The sequence below is a fragment of the Escherichia sp. E1130 genome (genome assembly GCF_005781065.1).
Taxonomy (GTDB): Bacteria; Pseudomonadota; Gammaproteobacteria; order Enterobacterales; family Enterobacteriaceae; genus Escherichia.
In genome coordinates this window covers 193,642-208,620 of record NZ_VATL01000009.1, presented here as the reverse complement: position 1 = coordinate 208,620, position 14,979 = coordinate 193,642, and the positions used below count along the sequence as shown (strand labels likewise).

Genomic DNA, 14,979 nt, shown 5'->3' with positions numbered 1-14,979 from the left:
AAGTAATGTTTGTGCTGTAAATGTAGATTGCAGGGTTCATGCCAGCCAGGGGGAAAAGTGCATAAATGACGGTCACTAACTGGAAATCAATGTGTTACAACCGAACGATATGCACCTTAAGTGCATATAAAGTGAATATGTTTGCCATGTGGATGAATAAATAGAATAAAAAACGCAATGTTATGCAGAAGTAAAATTTAATTCTGGAATTGTGATCATTGGCGAAATTTACTGGAAATTACTGCGCCATTCTGACGCAACTCGCACCAAAAGCGGGCATTTTCTGCGCCATCGTTGACATCATTAACAACCATCGATCAAATCACTTAACAACAGGCAGTAAGTCAGACGAATTTCTGCTAACATCCACGCACTCATTATCAGAATAAATGGCAGCGACTATGAAATTTGTCTCTTTTAATATCAACGGCCTGCGCGCCAGACCACACCAGCTTGAAGCTATCGTCGACAAGCACCAGCCTGATGTGATTGGCCTGCAGGAGACAAAAGTTCATGATGATATGTTTCCGCTCGAAGATGTGGCAAAGCTCGGCTACAACGTGTTTTATCACGGGCAGAAAGGCCATTACGGCGTGGCGCTGTTGACCAAAGAGACGCCGATTGCCGTGCGTCGTGGCTTCCCAGGCGACGGCGAAGAGGCACAACGGCGGATTATTATGGCGGAAATCCCCTCACCGCTAGGCAATGTCACCGTGATCAACGGCTACTTCCCGCAGGGCGAAAGCCGCGACCATCCCATAAAATTCCCGGCTAAAGCACAGTTTTACCAGAACCTGCAAAACTACCTGGAAACCGAACTCAAACGTGATAATCCGGTGCTGATTATGGGCGATATGAATATCAGCCCCACCGACCTGGATATCGGCATTGGCGAAGAGAACCGCAAACGCTGGCTGCGTACTGGTAAATGTTCTTTCCTGCCGGAAGAACGCGAATGGATGGACAGGCTGATAAGTTGGGGGCTGGTCGATACCTTCCGCCATGCGAACCCAGAAACGGCAGATCGCTTCTCGTGGTTTGATTACCGCTCAAAAGGTTTTGACGATAACCGTGGTCTGCGTATCGACCTGCTGCTTGCCAGCCAGCCACTGGCCGAATGCTGCGTAGAAACCGGCATCGACTATGAAATCCGCAGTATGGAAAAACCGTCAGATCACGCACCTGTCTGGGCCACCTTCCGCCGCTAATTTCTCCGTTCTCCTGGCTCGCACTGGGTCAGGAGAATTAACCTTGAGAAAAATCAACAAACTGTCAGTAATGATTTGTTGCCCGCCGTCCTTTGTTATACCGTCACTGCGTTTTTTAGTTGTCTGACCACTTCTCTATTATCAAGTTTGATATAGGAAACTCCACGATGAACGCTGAGCGTAAATTTCTTTTTGCCTGTCTGTTTTTTGCGCTGATAATTTACGCTATCCATGCTTTCGGTTTATTCGATCTACTCACCGATTTACCCCACTTACAGACACTCATTCGCCAGAGCGGATTGTTCGGTTATAGCCTCTATATTCTGTTATTCATCATCGCCACCCTCTTTCTGCTACCGGGCAGCGTACTGGTGATCGCTGGAGGAATAGTTTTTGGCCCGCTAACAGGAACGCTACTTTCGTTAATTGCCGCCACGCTGGCCTCGTCGTGCTCATTCCTGTTGGCGCGCTTTCTGGGGCGTGATTTACTGTTGAAATACGTCGGTCATTGCCACACTTTTCAGGCTATTGAAAAAGGCATTACGCGTAACGGTATCGATTTTCTTATTCTGACCCGCTTAATCCCGCTATTTCCATACAATATTCAAAATTACGCTTACGGATTAACCGCCATCGCCTTCTGGCCTTATACCCTTATTTCGGCATTAACCACTCTGCCTGGAATAGTGATTTATACCGTGATGGCCAGCGATCTTGCCAGTGAAGGCATTACGCTGCGCTTTATTTTACAACTCTGTCTGGCGGGCCTGGCGCTGTTTATTCTCGTCCAGCTCGCCAAACTCTACGCCCGACACAAACATGTGGATCTGTCTGCTTCGCGCCGCAGCCCACTTACTCACACAAAAAATGAAGGATAGAACGATGTTGCAACATTATTCAGTGTCATGGAAAAAAGGACTGGCTGCGCTGTGTTTACTGGCCGTTGCGGGGCTTAGTGGCTGTGATCAAAAAGAGAATACGGCGGCAAAAGTGGAATACGACGGGCTTTCGGACAGCCAGCCGCTGCGTGTCGATGCAAATAACCATACGGTAACCATGCTGGTACAAATTAATGGGCGTTTCCTCACCGACGATACCCGCCACGGTATTGTGTTTAAAGATGGCTCCAACGGACATAAATCGCTGTTTATAGGTTATGCCACGCCGAAAGCATTTTATGAAGCCCTGAAAGAGGCAGGTGGTATGCCGGGCGAAAACATGACGATGGATAATAAAGAAACGACTCATGTCACAGGCAGCAAACTGGATATTTCAGTTAACTGGCAAGGGGCGGCAAAAGCGTATTCCTTCGATGACGTGATTGTTGACAGTAATGGCAAGAAACTGGACATGCGCTTTGGCGGTAATTTAACGGCAGCTGAAGAGAAAAAAACGGGCTGCCTGGTATGTCTGGATAGTTGCCCGGTCGGTATTGTCAGCAATGCGACATACACTTATGGTGCGGTGGAAAAACGCAGCGAAGTGAAATTCAAAGGCAATGCCTCGGTTCTCCCGGCAGATAACACGCTGGCAACGGTTACCTTTAAAATCGCCGAATAAAACCAGGATAAAGGATGATGAAAATGCAATCGCGTAAAATCTGGTACTACCGCATAACCCTCATCATCCTGTTGTTCGCGATGCTGCTGGCATGGGCGCTGCTTCCCGGCGTCCATGATTTTATCAATCGCAGCGTTGCGGCGTTTGCCGCCGTGGACCAACAGGGTATAGAACGCTTTATTCAGTCTTACGGCGCACTAGCGGCAGTTGTCTCGTTCTTGTTGATGATTTTTCAGGCCATTGCTGCACCGCTACCTGCGTTTTTGATCACCTTTGCCAATGCGTCGCTGTTTGGCGCGTTCTGGGGCGGCTTGCTGTCGTGGACCAGTTCGATGGCAGGCGCGGCACTGTGCTTTTTTATCGCCAGAGTGATGGGCCGCGAAGTGGTGGAAAAGTTAACCGGCAAAACCGTGCTTGACAGTATGGACGGCTTTTTCACTCGCTACGGCAAACACACCATCCTGGTATGTCGGTTATTGCCTTTTGTCCCTTTTGATCCAATCAGCTATGCTGCCGGTTTGACTTCAATACGTTTTCGCTCGTTTTTTATCGCCACCGGGCTTGGTCAGTTACCGGCAACCATTGTCTATTCTTGGGCGGGCAGCATGTTAACAGGCGGTACTTTCTGGTTTGTCACCGGACTGTTTATTCTGTTTGCTCTGACCGTGGTGATTTTTATGGCGAAAAAAATATGGCTTGAGCGCCAGAAGAGGAATGCCTAATGGGGTTACCACCGCTTAGCAAAATCCCTTTAATTTTACGTCCACAGGCGTGGCTGCATCGTCGCCATTACGGCGAGGTGCTAAGCCCCATCCGCTGGTGGGGGCGGATCCCGTTTATCTTTTATCTGGTGTCGATGTTTGTTGGCTGGCTGGAGCGCAAACGCTCACCGCTCGATCCAGTAGTGCGATCGCTTGTCAGCGCGCGTATCGCGCAAATGTGTCTGTGTGAGTTTTGCGTGGATATCACCAGTATGAAAGTCGCCGAGCGTACCGGCAGCACCGATAAATTGCTGGCGGTAGCTGACTGGCGACAAAGCCCGCTCTTCAGCGACGAAGAACGGCTGGCGCTGGAATACGCCGAAGCGGCAAGCGTTACGCCGCCAACGGTCGATGATGCCCTGCGCACCCGACTGACTACGCATTTTGACGCCCAGGCGCTCACCGAGCTGACGGCATTGATCGGCTTGCAAAATCTGTCAGCCCGTTTTAATTCTGCCATGGACATTCCCGCTCAGGGGCTGTGCCGTATTCCTGACAAACGTTCTTAAGGAGAGATGATGCGCCATTGTGTATGGTTGCTGGGATTGTTATCGCTGTTTTCTTTGGCAACACATGCCAGTGACTGGCAGGAAATTAAAAATAAGGCCAAAGGGCAAACCGTCTGGTTTAACGCCTGGGGCGGCGACACCGCGATTAACCGCTATCTCGACTGGGTTAGCGGCGAGATGAAAACCCATTACGCTATAAACCTGAAGATTGTTCGTCTGGCGGATGCCGCAGACGCGGTGAAGCGCATTCAGACCGAAGCTGCTGCCGGACGTAAAACGGGCGGCTCGGTGGATCTGCTCTGGGTGAACGGCGAAAACTTCCGTACCTTAAAAGAGGCTAATTTACTGCAAACTGACTGGGCGGAAACGCTACCCAACTGGCGCTATATCGACACACAGCTGCCAGTGCGGGAAGATTTTTCTGTGCCGACACAAGGTGCGGAATCGCCCTGGGGCGGCGCACAGCTGACATTTATCGCCCGACGCGATCAGACACCACAGCCACCGAAAACGCCACAATCCTTGCTGGAATTTGCCAAAGCCACCCCTGGTACGGTTACCTATCCGCGCCCACCGGACTTTACCGGCACCGCGTTTCTTGAACAGCTGCTGATTATGCTGACGCCCGATCCCGCTGCATTAAAAAAAGCGCCGGACGATGCCACTTTCGCCCGCGTCACTGCGCCATTGTGGCAATATCTTGATGCACTGCATCCGTATTTGTGGCGCGAAGGAAAGGATTTCCCGCCTTCGCCCGCGCGGATGGATGCTCTGCTGAAAGCCGGCACATTGCGCCTGTCGCTGACCTTTAACCCCGCACATGCGCAGCAAAAAATATCCAGCGGCGATTTACCCACCAGCAGTTACAGCTTTGGCTTTAGCGAGGGAATGATTGGCAACGTGCATTTCGTCACCATTCCAGCCAACGCAACTGCCAGTGCTGCGGCAAAAGTCGTCGCCAACTTCCTGTTGTCACCTGAAGCACAACTGCGTAAAGCGGATCCCGCTGTCTGGGGCGATCCTTCGGTTCTCGATCCGCAAAAACTACCTGCCGGGCAGCGTGAAACATTGCAATCAAGAATGCCGCAGAATCTGCCGCCGGTACTGGCGGAACCGCATGCTGGTTGGGTAAATGCGCTGGAACAAGAATGGCTACGCCGTTACGGTACGCATTAATTTTTTTGCTGTGGGTGGTGATGGCGGTGATTTACGCACCGCTGGTTCCGTCGGCTTTCACGCTGATAACACCTGCCATGTCGCTGACGCACTGGCAGATGTTATTTGCCGATCCGCAGCTACCACAGGCATTACTGGCAACGCTGGTGTCGACAACCATCGCGGCGGTCGGCGCTTTGTTTATTGCCCTGCTGGTGATAGTAGCGCTATGGCCTGGGCCGAAATGGCAGCGTATGTGCGCCCGTCTGCCGTGGCTACTCGCCATCCCCCACGTGGCTTTTGCCACCAGCGCCCTGCTGCTGTTTGCTGACGGCGGCCTGGTTTATCAGTTTTTCCCTTTTCTCATTCCGCCGATGGACAAATTGGGTATCGGTCTGGGCCTCACCCTTGCGGTGAAAGAAAGCGCATTTCTGCTGTGGATCTTATCGGCAGCACTGAGTGAAAAACGCCTGGTGCAGCAAGTTATTGTACTGGATTCGCTGGGCTACAGCCGCTGGCAATGTCTGAACTGGTTGTTGTTGCCCTTCGTCGCGCCTGCGCTGGCAATGGCGATGCTGGCGATTGTCGCCTGGTCGCTTTCGGTCGTGGATGTAGCGATTATTCTTGGGCCTGGTAATCCACCGACGCTGGCGGTAATTAGCTGGCAGTGGTTAACCCAGGGCGACGCCGATCAACAAACGAAAGGCGCACTTGCCAGCCTGCTGCTGATGCTGTTACTCGCCGCCTACGTTTTGCTTGGTTATCTGTTATGGCGCGCCTGGCGATGCACGCTCCCCCGGGAAGATGGCATTCGCATGCCATCCACGCCTTTATTGCCAGGGAAGATGCTGGCGAAGTTGTTACCCTTAACTGGCGTGCTGTGTGTGATTCTGCTGGCGATCCTCGCGGATCAATCAACGATCAATCACGAGGCGCTGCTCAATAGCCTGACAATGGGACTGGTGGCGACACTCATCGCTTTGGTTCTGTTGCTGCTGTGGCTGGAATGGGGGCCACAACGTCGCCAGTTGTGGCTATGGTTGCCCATCTTATTACCCGCCTTGCCACTGGTGGCAGGCCAGTACACGCTGGTGCTATGGCTCAACCTGGATGGTAGCTGGACGGCGGTGGTGTGGGGGCATCTGCTGTGGGTAATTCCGTGGATGCTGTTTATCCTGCAACCCGCCTGGCAGCGCATTGATTCACGGTTAATTTTGATTGCGCAAACACTGGGCTGGTCGCGTGTCAAAATCTTCTTTTACGTGAAATGTCCGCTGATGTTACGCCCTGCGCTGATTGCCTTCGCTGTCGGATTTTCAGTCAGTATTGCGCAGTATATGCCAACGCTGTGGCTGGGAGCCGGACGTTTCTCGACGCTCACCACCGAAGCGGTGGCACTAAGCAGCGGCGGCAGCAACGGTATTCTCGCCGCCCAGGCTTTATGGCAACTGCTATTGCCGCTTATTATTTTTGCCCTGACCGCGTTAGTCGCAAAATGGGTAGGTTATGTCAGACAAGGACTCCGCTAATGCTCTGCGTGAAAAATGTTTCGCTGCGTTTACCAGAAAGCCGCTTGCTGACAAACGTTAACTTTACAGTCAATAAAGGTGACATTGTCACGTTAATGGGTCCCTCAGGCTGCGGTAAATCTACGCTGTTTTCATGGATGATTGGTGCGCTGGCCGGGCAATTTTCTTGTACAGGTGAGCTATGGCTCAATGATCAACGTATCGATACCCTGCCCACCGCCCGGCGTCAGATTGGCATTCTTTTCCAGGATGCACTGTTATTTGACCAGTTCAGCGTCGGACAAAATTTACTGCTGGCGCTACCGTCGACGCTCAAGGGGACTGACAGGCGCAATGCCGTGAAAGACGCGCTTGAGCGAGCGGGACTGGCTGAAACTTATCACCAGGATCCTGCGACATTATCAGGCGGTCAGCGAGCGCGGGTGGCCCTGCTGCGCGCCCTTCTCGCACAGCCAAAGGCATTATTGCTTGATGAACCGTTCAGCCGTCTTGACGTAGCTCTGCGCGATAATTTTCGTCAGTGGGTATTCAATGAAGTTCGCGAGCTGGCGATCCCCGTCGTTCAGGTAACCCACGATCTTCAGGATGTTCCTGCCGATAGTCCCGTTATGGATATGACGCAGTGGTCAGAAAATTACAACAAACTGCGATAACGCAAAGTTTTTCCCGATGTGTCAGTTCAGAATGGCGCACTCAAAACTACAATGTCGGGATTTTCGATGAAACGTGTTTCTCAAATGACCGCGCTGGCAATGGCTTTAGGGCTGGCTTGCGCTTCTTCGTGGGCCGCTGAACTGGCGAAGCCTCTTACACTTGACCAGCTTCAACAACAAAATGGCAAAGCGATTGATACTCGCCCCAGCGCGTTTTATAACGGCTGGCCACAAACCCTAAATGGCCCTTCCGGTCATGAACCTGCCGCCTTAAACCTTTCTGCAAGCTGGCTCGACAAAATGAGCACTGAGCAGCTCAACAAGTGGATCAAGCTACATAACCTGAAAACGGATGCCCCGGTGGCGCTGTACGGTAATGACAAAGATGTCGATGCCGTCAAAACGCGACTACAAAAAGCAGGCTTTACGCATATCTCTATCTTGAGTGATGCACTAAGCGAACCTTCCCGACTGCAAAAACTGCCTCACTTTGAACAGCTGGTATATCCGCAGTGGCTGCATGACCTGCAACAAGGTAAAGAAGTTACGGCGAAACCTGCGGGTGACTGGAAAGTGATCGAAGCGGCCTGGGGCGCACCTAAGCTTTACCTTATCAGCCATATTCCCGGCGCTGACTACATCGATACCAACGAAGTGGAAAGCGAACCACTGTGGAATAAAGTCTCTGACGAACAGCTTAAAGCAATGCTGGCGAAGCACGGCATTCGTCATGACACCACGGTCATTCTGTACGGGCGTGATGTTTACGCCGCAGCGCGCGTGGCGCAAATTATGCTCTACGCTGGCGTGAAAGATGTCCGCCTTCTGGACGGCGGTTGGCAAACCTGGTCCGACGCAGGTCTGCCCGTTGAGCGCGGTACGCCACCGAAAGTGAAAGCGGAACCAGACTTCGGCGTGAAGATCCCGGCGCAACCACAACTGATGCTTGATATGGAGCAGGCTCGCGGGCTGCTGCATCGCCGGGATGCATCGCTGGTGAGCATTCGTTCGTGGCCAGAATTTATCGGTACGACCAGCGGTTACAGCTACATTAAACCAAAAGGTGAAATAGCCGGGGCACGTTGGGGACACGCAGGCAGCGACTCGACCCATATGGAAGATTTCCATAACCCAGATGGCACCATGCGCAGCGCCGATGATATTGCCGCTATGTGGAAAGCGTGGAATATCAAACCAGATCAGCAAGTTTCATTCTACTGCGGCACCGGCTGGCGCGCGTCTGAAACCTTTATGTACGCACGCGCCATGGGCTGGAATAACGTCTCCGTTTATGACGGTGGCTGGTACGAATGGAGCAGCGATCCAAAAAATCCGGTAGCAACCGGTGAACGCGGCCCGGACAGTAGCCAATAACACGGCAATTACTGACGCTGAAGCGACTTCAGCGTCAGATATCCACTCCAAATCCGCGTAAATGTTGTCATCCAACAAAGCGCGCCAAATATCCATGCAAACCACGGGAAATATTCCGGAAAGAGACAACTTAAAACAAATAGCAAAATCGTCTCGCTGCCTTCTGTTAACCCGCCCAGATAGTAAAACGATTTGTGCGCATAACCGGGATTATCAATCTGATGTTTCGCCGCCAGTGCAGCAAATGCGAGAAAACTGCTGCCCGTGCCGATAAACGCAAACAGCAGCCAGCCGCCCGCCAGCGCATTTTGTTCCGGTGCGGCGAGAATAAACCCGAACGGTACCAGCGCGTAAAAAAGAAAATCCAACGAAATATCGAGAAAGCCCCCCGCGTCGGTTAACCCTCTGCGCCGCGCCAGCGCACCGTCCAGACCATCAAGCAACCTGTTCAGTAAAATGGCAATCAGCGCCGCCAAATACCAGTCCAGTGCCAGAAACGGCAGTGCCAGCACGCCGATGGCAAATCCCACTAACGTTAAACCATCAGGTGTAATGCCAGGTTTATCCAGAACCCGCACGCACTGATGCAACAAAGGCTTAATTCGGGGATGAAGATGGCGGTCTAACACGGGTACTCCTTAAGAAATAAAACCCTTCAGCTCGGGCAACACTGCGGATATTATGGCATTTTTCCTGTATTCGACCGTGTGTAATTTATGGAAATGATTGATGTTGTTGCCGCCATTATCGAACGGGATGGCAAAATTTTAATCGCGCAACGCCCAGCGCATAGCGATCAAGCGGGATTATGGGAATTTGCTGGTGGTAAAGTCGAACCAGGGGAAAGCCAGCCGCAGGCGCTGATACGCGAGCTGCGTGAAGAGCTCGGTATCGATGCTATCATCGGGAAATATGTAGCCAGCCACCAGCGGGAAGTTTCAGGGCGTATTATCAATCTTCATGCCTGGCACGTACCCGACTTCCACGGGACGTTACAGGCACATGAGCATCAGGCTTTGGTCTGGTGCTCACCTGAAGAGGCGATGCAATATCCGCTGGCCCCTGCTGACATTCCACTATTAAAGGCGTTTATGGCTTTACGCGCCGCCAGACCAGCGGATTAGTGCTAATGGTTTTATCATCCCGCTGGCATTGCAACAGTATTCCCTCTGCTTTAATCACTGCCCCTTCAGAATAGTTTTGATCCTGATAAACGCAGCACTGGTTACAGGGCTGCGCCGACTGCCCACCAGAACTAAACACTTCCGGCGGCACATTTACCTGCACATCCGGACGATAATGCTGATTAGCCAGCGCAAAAAACGGGAATACCAACGCTACAGCGAGCAATGCTCGATTCACAGGAAACTCCTTATATTTCGTTGTCTCTGCCACTGATAACGGTAACCTGGCGGGAAAACTTTAGCGTCTGGTTGCCGGATGCGGCGTGAATGCCTTATCCACCAAATGTCCCCATTTTGGTAGGCCGAAGAAGATGTATCCGACATTAGGCGGCGTTTATAAATTCCTCACATTATTAATTTGCTTTCCGGTGCCATTTTTTACTTGCTTACCGTCACATTCTTGATGGTATAGTCGAAAACTGCAAAACAAACAACATACGCACAATCGTCTTAATATATAAGGGTTTTATATCTATGGATCAGACATATTCTCTGGAGTCATTCCTCAACCATGTACAAAAGCGCGACCCGAATCAAACCGAGTTCGCGCAGGCCGTTCGTGAAGTAATGACCACACTCTGGCCTTTTCTTGAACAAAATCCCCAATATCGCCAGATGTCGTTACTGGAGCGCCTGGTTGAACCGGAGCGCGTGATCCAGTTTCGCGTGGTATGGGTTGACGATCGCAACCAGGTGCAGGTCAACCGCGCATGGCGCGTGCAGTTCAGCTCCGCCATCGGCCCGTACAAAGGCGGTATGCGATTCCATCCCTCAGTTAACCTCTCCATTCTTAAATTCCTTGGCTTCGAGCAAACCTTCAAAAATGCCCTGACTACCCTGCCGATGGGCGGTGGTAAAGGCGGCAGCGATTTCGACCCGAAAGGGAAAAGCGAAGGCGAAGTGATGCGTTTCTGCCAGGCACTGATGACCGAACTGTATCGCCACCTGGGCGCGGATACCGACGTTCCGGCAGGTGATATCGGCGTTGGTGGTCGTGAAGTGGGCTTTATGGCAGGGATGATGAAAAAGCTGTCTAACAATACCGCCTGCGTCTTCACCGGTAAGGGTCTTTCTTTTGGCGGCAGTCTTATTCGCCCGGAAGCCACCGGTTACGGTCTGGTTTATTTCACAGAAGCGATGCTGAAACGCCACGGTATGGGTTTTGAAGGAATGCGCGTTTCCGTTTCTGGCTCCGGCAACGTCGCCCAGTACGCTATCGAAAAAGCGATGGAATTTGGCGCTCGCGTGGTCACGGCATCAGACTCCAGCGGCACAGTGGTTGATGAAAGCGGATTCACAAAAGAGAAACTGGCGCGTCTTATCGAAATCAAAGCCAGCCGCGATGGTCGAGTGGCAGATTACGCCAAAGAATTTGGCCTGGTCTATCTCGAAGGCCAACAGCCGTGGTCCGTGCCGGTTGATATCGCCCTGCCTTGCGCCACCCAGAACGAACTGGATGTAGACGCTGCGCATCAGCTTATCGCCAATGGCGTTAAAGCCGTCGCCGAAGGGGCAAATATGCCAACCACCATCGAAGCGACTGAACTGTTCCAGCAGGCAGGCGTACTGTTTGCTCCGGGTAAAGCGGCTAATGCTGGCGGTGTAGCAACATCGGGCCTGGAAATGGCGCAAAACGCTGCGCGTCTGGGCTGGAAAGCCGAGAAAGTTGACGCCCGTTTGCATCACATCATGCTGGATATCCACCATGCCTGTGTTGAGCATGGTGGTGAAGGTGAGCAAACCAACTACGTACAGGGCGCGAACATTGCCGGTTTTGTGAAGGTTGCCGATGCGATGCTGGCGCAAGGTGTGATTTAAATCATTAGCGCCGCATCAGGCATCTGCCGGATGCGGCGTGAACGCCTTATCCGGCCTACGAAAGGTGCTGTATCAGTGAGTTGGGATTCAGGCATCCGACCTTTATGTTATCACTCCACTGCCCGCTTCATCTGCTGGCGGACTTTTTTTCGCACTACGTTTACGCGGAGCAGCCTTTTTCTTATCAGCACTGCCACCACTGCCCGGAGCCACTATGCCGCGAAACTGCCGCACCGGCGTACGTTTGGCTTGATCAATTAGCTGATATAGCGTCCCCACCAGCGGCTGCATAAAGTCCTGGTAGCGACACTGCTTTTCGCTGATTTGCGTCAGCACCGATTCCCAGTGTGCGGTCATGTCCGGTCGCGTAGCCATTTCTGGCAGCGAATGGAATAACGCTTTTCCGGCGTCGGTGGAGTGGATATAGCGCCCTTTTTTGCTCAGGAAACCACGCTTGAACAACAGTTCAATAATCCCTGCTCGGGTCGCTTCTGTCCCCAGACCATCGGTCGCACGAAGGATCTTTTTCAGATCTTTATCCTGAACAAAGCGCGCAATCCCGGTCATCGCGGAGAGCAAGGTCGCATCGGTGAAATGACGTGGCGGCTGGGTTTGCCGCTCTACCACTTCACCTTTTTCACACAGCAACTCATCGCCTTTCGCGACTACAGGCAGTGGTGTGCCGTCGTTTTCTTCATCGCGCTCTTTGCTGCCTAACAGCGTGCGCCAGCCTGCTTCGGCAAGAAAACGGGCTTTAGCGACAAATTTGCCTTTGGCTATTTCCAGTTCGATAACACACTTGCGGAACACCGCATCCGGGCAGAACTGCATCAGGTATTGACGAGCAATCAGGTTATAGACCTTCGATTCGTTCTCCGTCAGGTTGATGGCAGAACTACGCGCGGTCGGGATAATGGCGTGGTGAGCATCGACCTTTTTGTCATCCCAGCAGCGGTTGCGTAAATTCGGGTCAACCACCGGCTGCGGCAATAGTCCCGGCGCATGAACGCTGATGGCATTCATCACCGCGTGGCGTCCGGCAAAATGTTCTTCTGGCAAATAACGACAATCGGAACGCGGATAAGTGATTAGCTTGTGCGTTTCGTATAGCTTCTGGCAGATATCAAGCACGTTCTGCGCACTCAGACCAAAGCGTTTTGCCGCTTCAATCTGCAACGCCGAAAGCGAAAACGGCAGCGGCGCGGATTCTGATTCCCGTTTATCGTTATAGCTGGTGACAATAGCCGGTTGACCGCTGATGCGGTTAACCACATGCTCCGCCAGCGGGCGATGCAATAAGCGCCCTTCTTCATCCTGGTACGGCTCGCACGCTTCACTCGGCTGCCAGATGGCAGTAAATCGTTCATCGGAAGGCGTCACGATGTGCGCTTTGACTTCAAAGAAATCTTTTGCCACGAAGTTTTCTATTTCTTCATCGCGCCGCACCACCAGCCCAAGAACGGGAGTCTGTACGCGCCCAACAGAAAGCACACCCTGATAGCCAGCATTGCGACCGAGAATGGTATACGCGCGGGTCATATTGATACCGTATAGCCAATCGGCACGCGCTCGCGCCAGTGCAGAAACGCATAGCGGTACAAACTCGCTATTGGAGCGAAGACGATCAATCGCCCGCTCAACCGCCTGCGGGTTCAGGTCGTTGATCAAGCAACGCTGAACTTGCTGGCGCTTTTCCGGTGCCAGTTGCAGGTAGTCCAGCACTTCATCCACCAGCAATTGCCCTTCACGATCCGGGTCACCGGCATGAACAATTTCGCTGGCTTCATGCAGAAAGCGTTTAATGACGTTAAGTTGTTTGGTTACGGAGGGGCGCGGTTGCAGTTGCCACTTTTCCGGGACAATCGGCAAATCCGCCAGATTCCAGCGCGCATAGCGGCTGTCGTAGACGTCTGGCTGCGCCTGCTCAAGCAGGTGACCGATACACCAGGTCACCACCTGACCATTGCCGCACTCGATAAAGCCATCGCCTTTACGGTGCGGTTTGGGCAGGACATCAGCAATAGCGCGTGCCAGACTCGGTTTTTCGGCTATAAACAACCGCATTGAATTAACGGATCTCAACCATGGCACGACCGCCACGCGCAGGCACCAGCTCGCCAATCGCCGTCAGTTCAATGCCAAACTCGGCTGCGGTAGCTTTGACTTCATTTTCGGCTTCCGGCATAACCGCCAGCAGCAGGCCACCTGAAGTTTGCGGATCGCACAACAGATCGCGTACTTCACGCGGCATTTCGCCCATCAAATGTCCGTAGCTGGCAAAGTTGCGTTCGGTGCCGCCCGGCACAGCGCCCAGTTTAATGTACTCTTCCACGCCCGGCAGTTTCGGGATCGCTTCATAGTCGACGCGAGCCTGCACGCCTGCCCCCTGGCACATTTCGCTCAAATGGCCCAGCAGACCAAAACCGGTGACGTCGGTCATCGCTTTTACGCCTTCAATGTTGGCAAATGACGCACCTGCGATATTCATCCGGCACATCACTTCCGTCGCCAGCCCCTGATGCTCTGGTTTGAGCAGTGATTTTTTCTCAGCCGTGGTGAGAACGCCAATCCCCAGAGGTTTCGTCAGGAACAGTTTGCATCCGGCTTGTGCGGTACTGTTTTTCTTCACTCGCTCGGTCGGTACGATCCCCGTAACCGCCAGACCAAAAATCGGCTCCGGCGCATCGATGGAGTGACCACCTGCCAGCGCAATCCCCGCCTGACGGCACGCATAGCGGCCACCTTCGGTCACTTCGCGGGCAATTTCCGGGGAAAGTTTATTAATCGGCCAGCCAAGGATCGCAATGGCCATAATCGGTTTGCCGCCCATCGCGAAGATATCGCTGATGGCGTTAGTCGCCGCAATGCGACCAAAATCGAAAGGATTATCAACGATCGGCATAAAGAAATCGGTGGTGCTGATGACACTGGTGCCATTACCAAGATCGTATACTGCCGCATCGTCGCGGGTTTCGTTTCCCACGAGCAAATTCGGATCAACAAACTTCGCCTGCTCGCTGTGCAGAATGGTTTCCAACACTTTTGGGGAAATTTTACAGCCGCAACCTGCTCCGTGGCTGTATTGGGTCAAACGAATCGAGTTCTCGCTCATGGACATCTCCTGTCAATGCAATCCGGGTATGGTAACCTTCATTCCGTGAAGTGATAAGTGAGAGTGTCTGAATTCCTGCGCCTTTGCTCATAATCCAGACAGTTTTGCGAAAATTA

The 14,979-nt window shown here is 52.6% G+C and carries 15 protein-coding genes; 11 read left to right on the top strand and 4 right to left on the bottom strand.

Going from position 1 to position 14,979, the window contains the following annotated elements; all coding sequences use genetic code 11:
• The first annotated feature begins 401 nt into the window (after positions 1 to 401).
• The 9 genes from xthA (at position 402) to ynjE (ending at position 8,749) form a co-directional block, all read left to right on the top strand.
• On the top strand, positions 402 to 1,208 hold the full coding sequence (xthA, locus tag FEK66_RS10240) for an exodeoxyribonuclease III (protein ID WP_130259859.1): 807 nt from the start codon (positions 402 to 404) through the stop codon (positions 1,206 to 1,208).
• A 167-nt stretch (positions 1,209 to 1,375) separates the two neighbouring features.
• Positions 1,376 to 2,086 (top strand): TVP38/TMEM64 family protein, encoded by a 711-nt coding sequence (locus FEK66_RS10235; protein WP_131161163.1) that lies wholly within the window; start codon positions 1,376 to 1,378, stop codon positions 2,084 to 2,086.
• 4 nt (positions 2,087 to 2,090) lie between these two features.
• Entirely contained in the window at positions 2,091 to 2,768 is a 678-nt protein-coding gene (gene ydjY, locus FEK66_RS10230) for a lipoprotein YdjY (RefSeq protein ID WP_135494018.1), read from the top strand.
• 14 nt (positions 2,769 to 2,782) lie between these two features.
• Entirely contained in the window at positions 2,783 to 3,490 is a 708-nt protein-coding gene (locus tag FEK66_RS10225; RefSeq protein ID WP_135494020.1) for a TVP38/TMEM64 family protein, read from the top strand.
• Positions 3,490 to 4,038 carry a carboxymuconolactone decarboxylase family protein gene (locus FEK66_RS10220; protein WP_130208335.1) on the top strand — a complete coding sequence of 183 codons (549 nt, stop codon included), beginning with the start codon at positions 3,490 to 3,492 and terminating at the stop codon, positions 4,036 to 4,038. Before FEK66_RS10225 ends, FEK66_RS10220 begins: the two co-directional genes overlap by 1 nt.
• Before the next feature lie 9 nt (positions 4,039 to 4,047).
• Entirely contained in the window at positions 4,048 to 5,214 is a 1,167-nt protein-coding gene (locus FEK66_RS10215; RefSeq protein WP_135494153.1) for an ABC transporter substrate-binding protein, read from the top strand.
• On the top strand, positions 5,187 to 6,722 hold the full coding sequence (locus tag FEK66_RS10210) for a thiamine ABC transporter permease (RefSeq protein WP_135494022.1): 1,536 nt from the start codon (positions 5,187 to 5,189) through the stop codon (positions 6,720 to 6,722). Before FEK66_RS10215 ends, FEK66_RS10210 begins: the two co-directional genes overlap by 28 nt.
• A complete protein-coding gene (locus tag FEK66_RS10205; protein ID WP_130208339.1) occupies positions 6,722 to 7,375 on the top strand; it encodes an ATP-binding cassette domain-containing protein in 654 nt (217 codons plus the stop codon). Before FEK66_RS10210 ends, FEK66_RS10205 begins: the two co-directional genes overlap by 1 nt.
• A 66-nt stretch (positions 7,376 to 7,441) precedes the next feature.
• On the top strand, positions 7,442 to 8,749 hold the full coding sequence (ynjE, locus tag FEK66_RS10200) for a thiosulfate sulfurtransferase YnjE (RefSeq protein ID WP_138211460.1): 1,308 nt from the start codon (positions 7,442 to 7,444) through the stop codon (positions 8,747 to 8,749).
• A gap of 8 nt (positions 8,750 to 8,757) precedes the next feature.
• Here the strand turns inward: ynjE and FEK66_RS10195 are convergent, their stop codons facing one another.
• The gene (locus tag FEK66_RS10195; RefSeq protein WP_130208343.1) at positions 8,758 to 9,378 is read right to left on the bottom strand and encodes a CDP-alcohol phosphatidyltransferase family protein; all 621 of its coding nucleotides are present in this window, start codon (positions 9,376 to 9,378) and stop codon (positions 8,758 to 8,760) included.
• 87 nt (positions 9,379 to 9,465) lie between these two features.
• Between FEK66_RS10195 and FEK66_RS10190 the strand changes: the two genes are divergently transcribed.
• A complete protein-coding gene (locus FEK66_RS10190; protein ID WP_131161157.1) occupies positions 9,466 to 9,873 on the top strand; it encodes a pyrimidine (deoxy)nucleoside triphosphate diphosphatase in 408 nt (135 codons plus the stop codon).
• Here the strand turns inward: FEK66_RS10190 and FEK66_RS10185 are convergent.
• Positions 9,839 to 10,111, bottom strand: a complete 273-nt coding sequence (locus FEK66_RS10185) for a YnjH family protein (protein WP_130208347.1) — start codon at positions 10,109 to 10,111, stop codon at positions 9,839 to 9,841. The genes FEK66_RS10190 and FEK66_RS10185 overlap by 35 nt on opposite strands.
• A 296-nt stretch (positions 10,112 to 10,407) precedes the next feature.
• Between FEK66_RS10185 and gdhA the strand changes: the two genes are divergently transcribed.
• Positions 10,408 to 11,751: an NADP-specific glutamate dehydrogenase gene (gene gdhA / locus FEK66_RS10180; protein WP_130259869.1), complete on the top strand. Its 1,344-nt coding sequence runs from the start codon at positions 10,408 to 10,410 to the stop codon at positions 11,749 to 11,751.
• Between the two features lie 102 nt (positions 11,752 to 11,853).
• Here the strand turns inward: gdhA and topB are convergent, their stop codons facing one another.
• Together topB and selD are read right to left on the bottom strand one after the other, a co-directional pair.
• Entirely contained in the window at positions 11,854 to 13,815 is a 1,962-nt protein-coding gene (gene topB / locus FEK66_RS10175; protein ID WP_138211459.1) for a DNA topoisomerase III, read from the bottom strand.
• Between the two features lie 4 nt (positions 13,816 to 13,819).
• Entirely contained in the window at positions 13,820 to 14,863 is a 1,044-nt protein-coding gene (gene selD / locus FEK66_RS10170; RefSeq protein ID WP_001295485.1) for a selenide, water dikinase SelD, read from the bottom strand.
• Between the last annotated feature and the right edge of the window lie 116 nt (positions 14,864 to 14,979).

Bases quoted from the DNA above. Each gene is read 5' to 3' on its own strand.
- ynjE (WP_138211460.1), top strand. From the start codon at position 7,442: ATGAAACGTGTTTCTCAAATGACCGCGCTGGCAATGGCTTTAGGGCTG.
- FEK66_RS10205 (WP_130208339.1), top strand. From the start codon at position 6,722: ATGCTCTGCGTGAAAAATGTTTCGCTGCGTTTACCAGAAAGCCGCTTG.
- FEK66_RS10225 (WP_135494020.1), top strand. From the start codon at position 2,783: ATGATGAAAATGCAATCGCGTAAAATCTGGTACTACCGCATAACCCTC.
- FEK66_RS10235 (WP_131161163.1), top strand. From the start codon at position 1,376: ATGAACGCTGAGCGTAAATTTCTTTTTGCCTGTCTGTTTTTTGCGCTG.
- FEK66_RS10215 (WP_135494153.1), top strand. From the start codon at position 4,048: ATGCGCCATTGTGTATGGTTGCTGGGATTGTTATCGCTGTTTTCTTTG.
- gdhA (WP_130259869.1), top strand. From the start codon at position 10,408: ATGGATCAGACATATTCTCTGGAGTCATTCCTCAACCATGTACAAAAG.
- FEK66_RS10210 (WP_135494022.1), top strand. From the start codon at position 5,187: ATGGCTACGCCGTTACGGTACGCATTAATTTTTTTGCTGTGGGTGGTG.
- FEK66_RS10220 (WP_130208335.1), top strand. From the start codon at position 3,490: ATGGGGTTACCACCGCTTAGCAAAATCCCTTTAATTTTACGTCCACAG.
- xthA (WP_130259859.1), top strand. From the start codon at position 402: ATGAAATTTGTCTCTTTTAATATCAACGGCCTGCGCGCCAGACCACAC.
- FEK66_RS10190 (WP_131161157.1), top strand. From the start codon at position 9,466: ATGGAAATGATTGATGTTGTTGCCGCCATTATCGAACGGGATGGCAAA.
- ydjY (WP_135494018.1), top strand. From the start codon at position 2,091: ATGTTGCAACATTATTCAGTGTCATGGAAAAAAGGACTGGCTGCGCTG.
- selD (WP_001295485.1), bottom strand. From the start codon at position 14,863: ATGAGCGAGAACTCGATTCGTTTGACCCAATACAGCCACGGAGCAGGT.
- topB (WP_138211459.1), bottom strand. From the start codon at position 13,815: ATGCGGTTGTTTATAGCCGAAAAACCGAGTCTGGCACGCGCTATTGCT.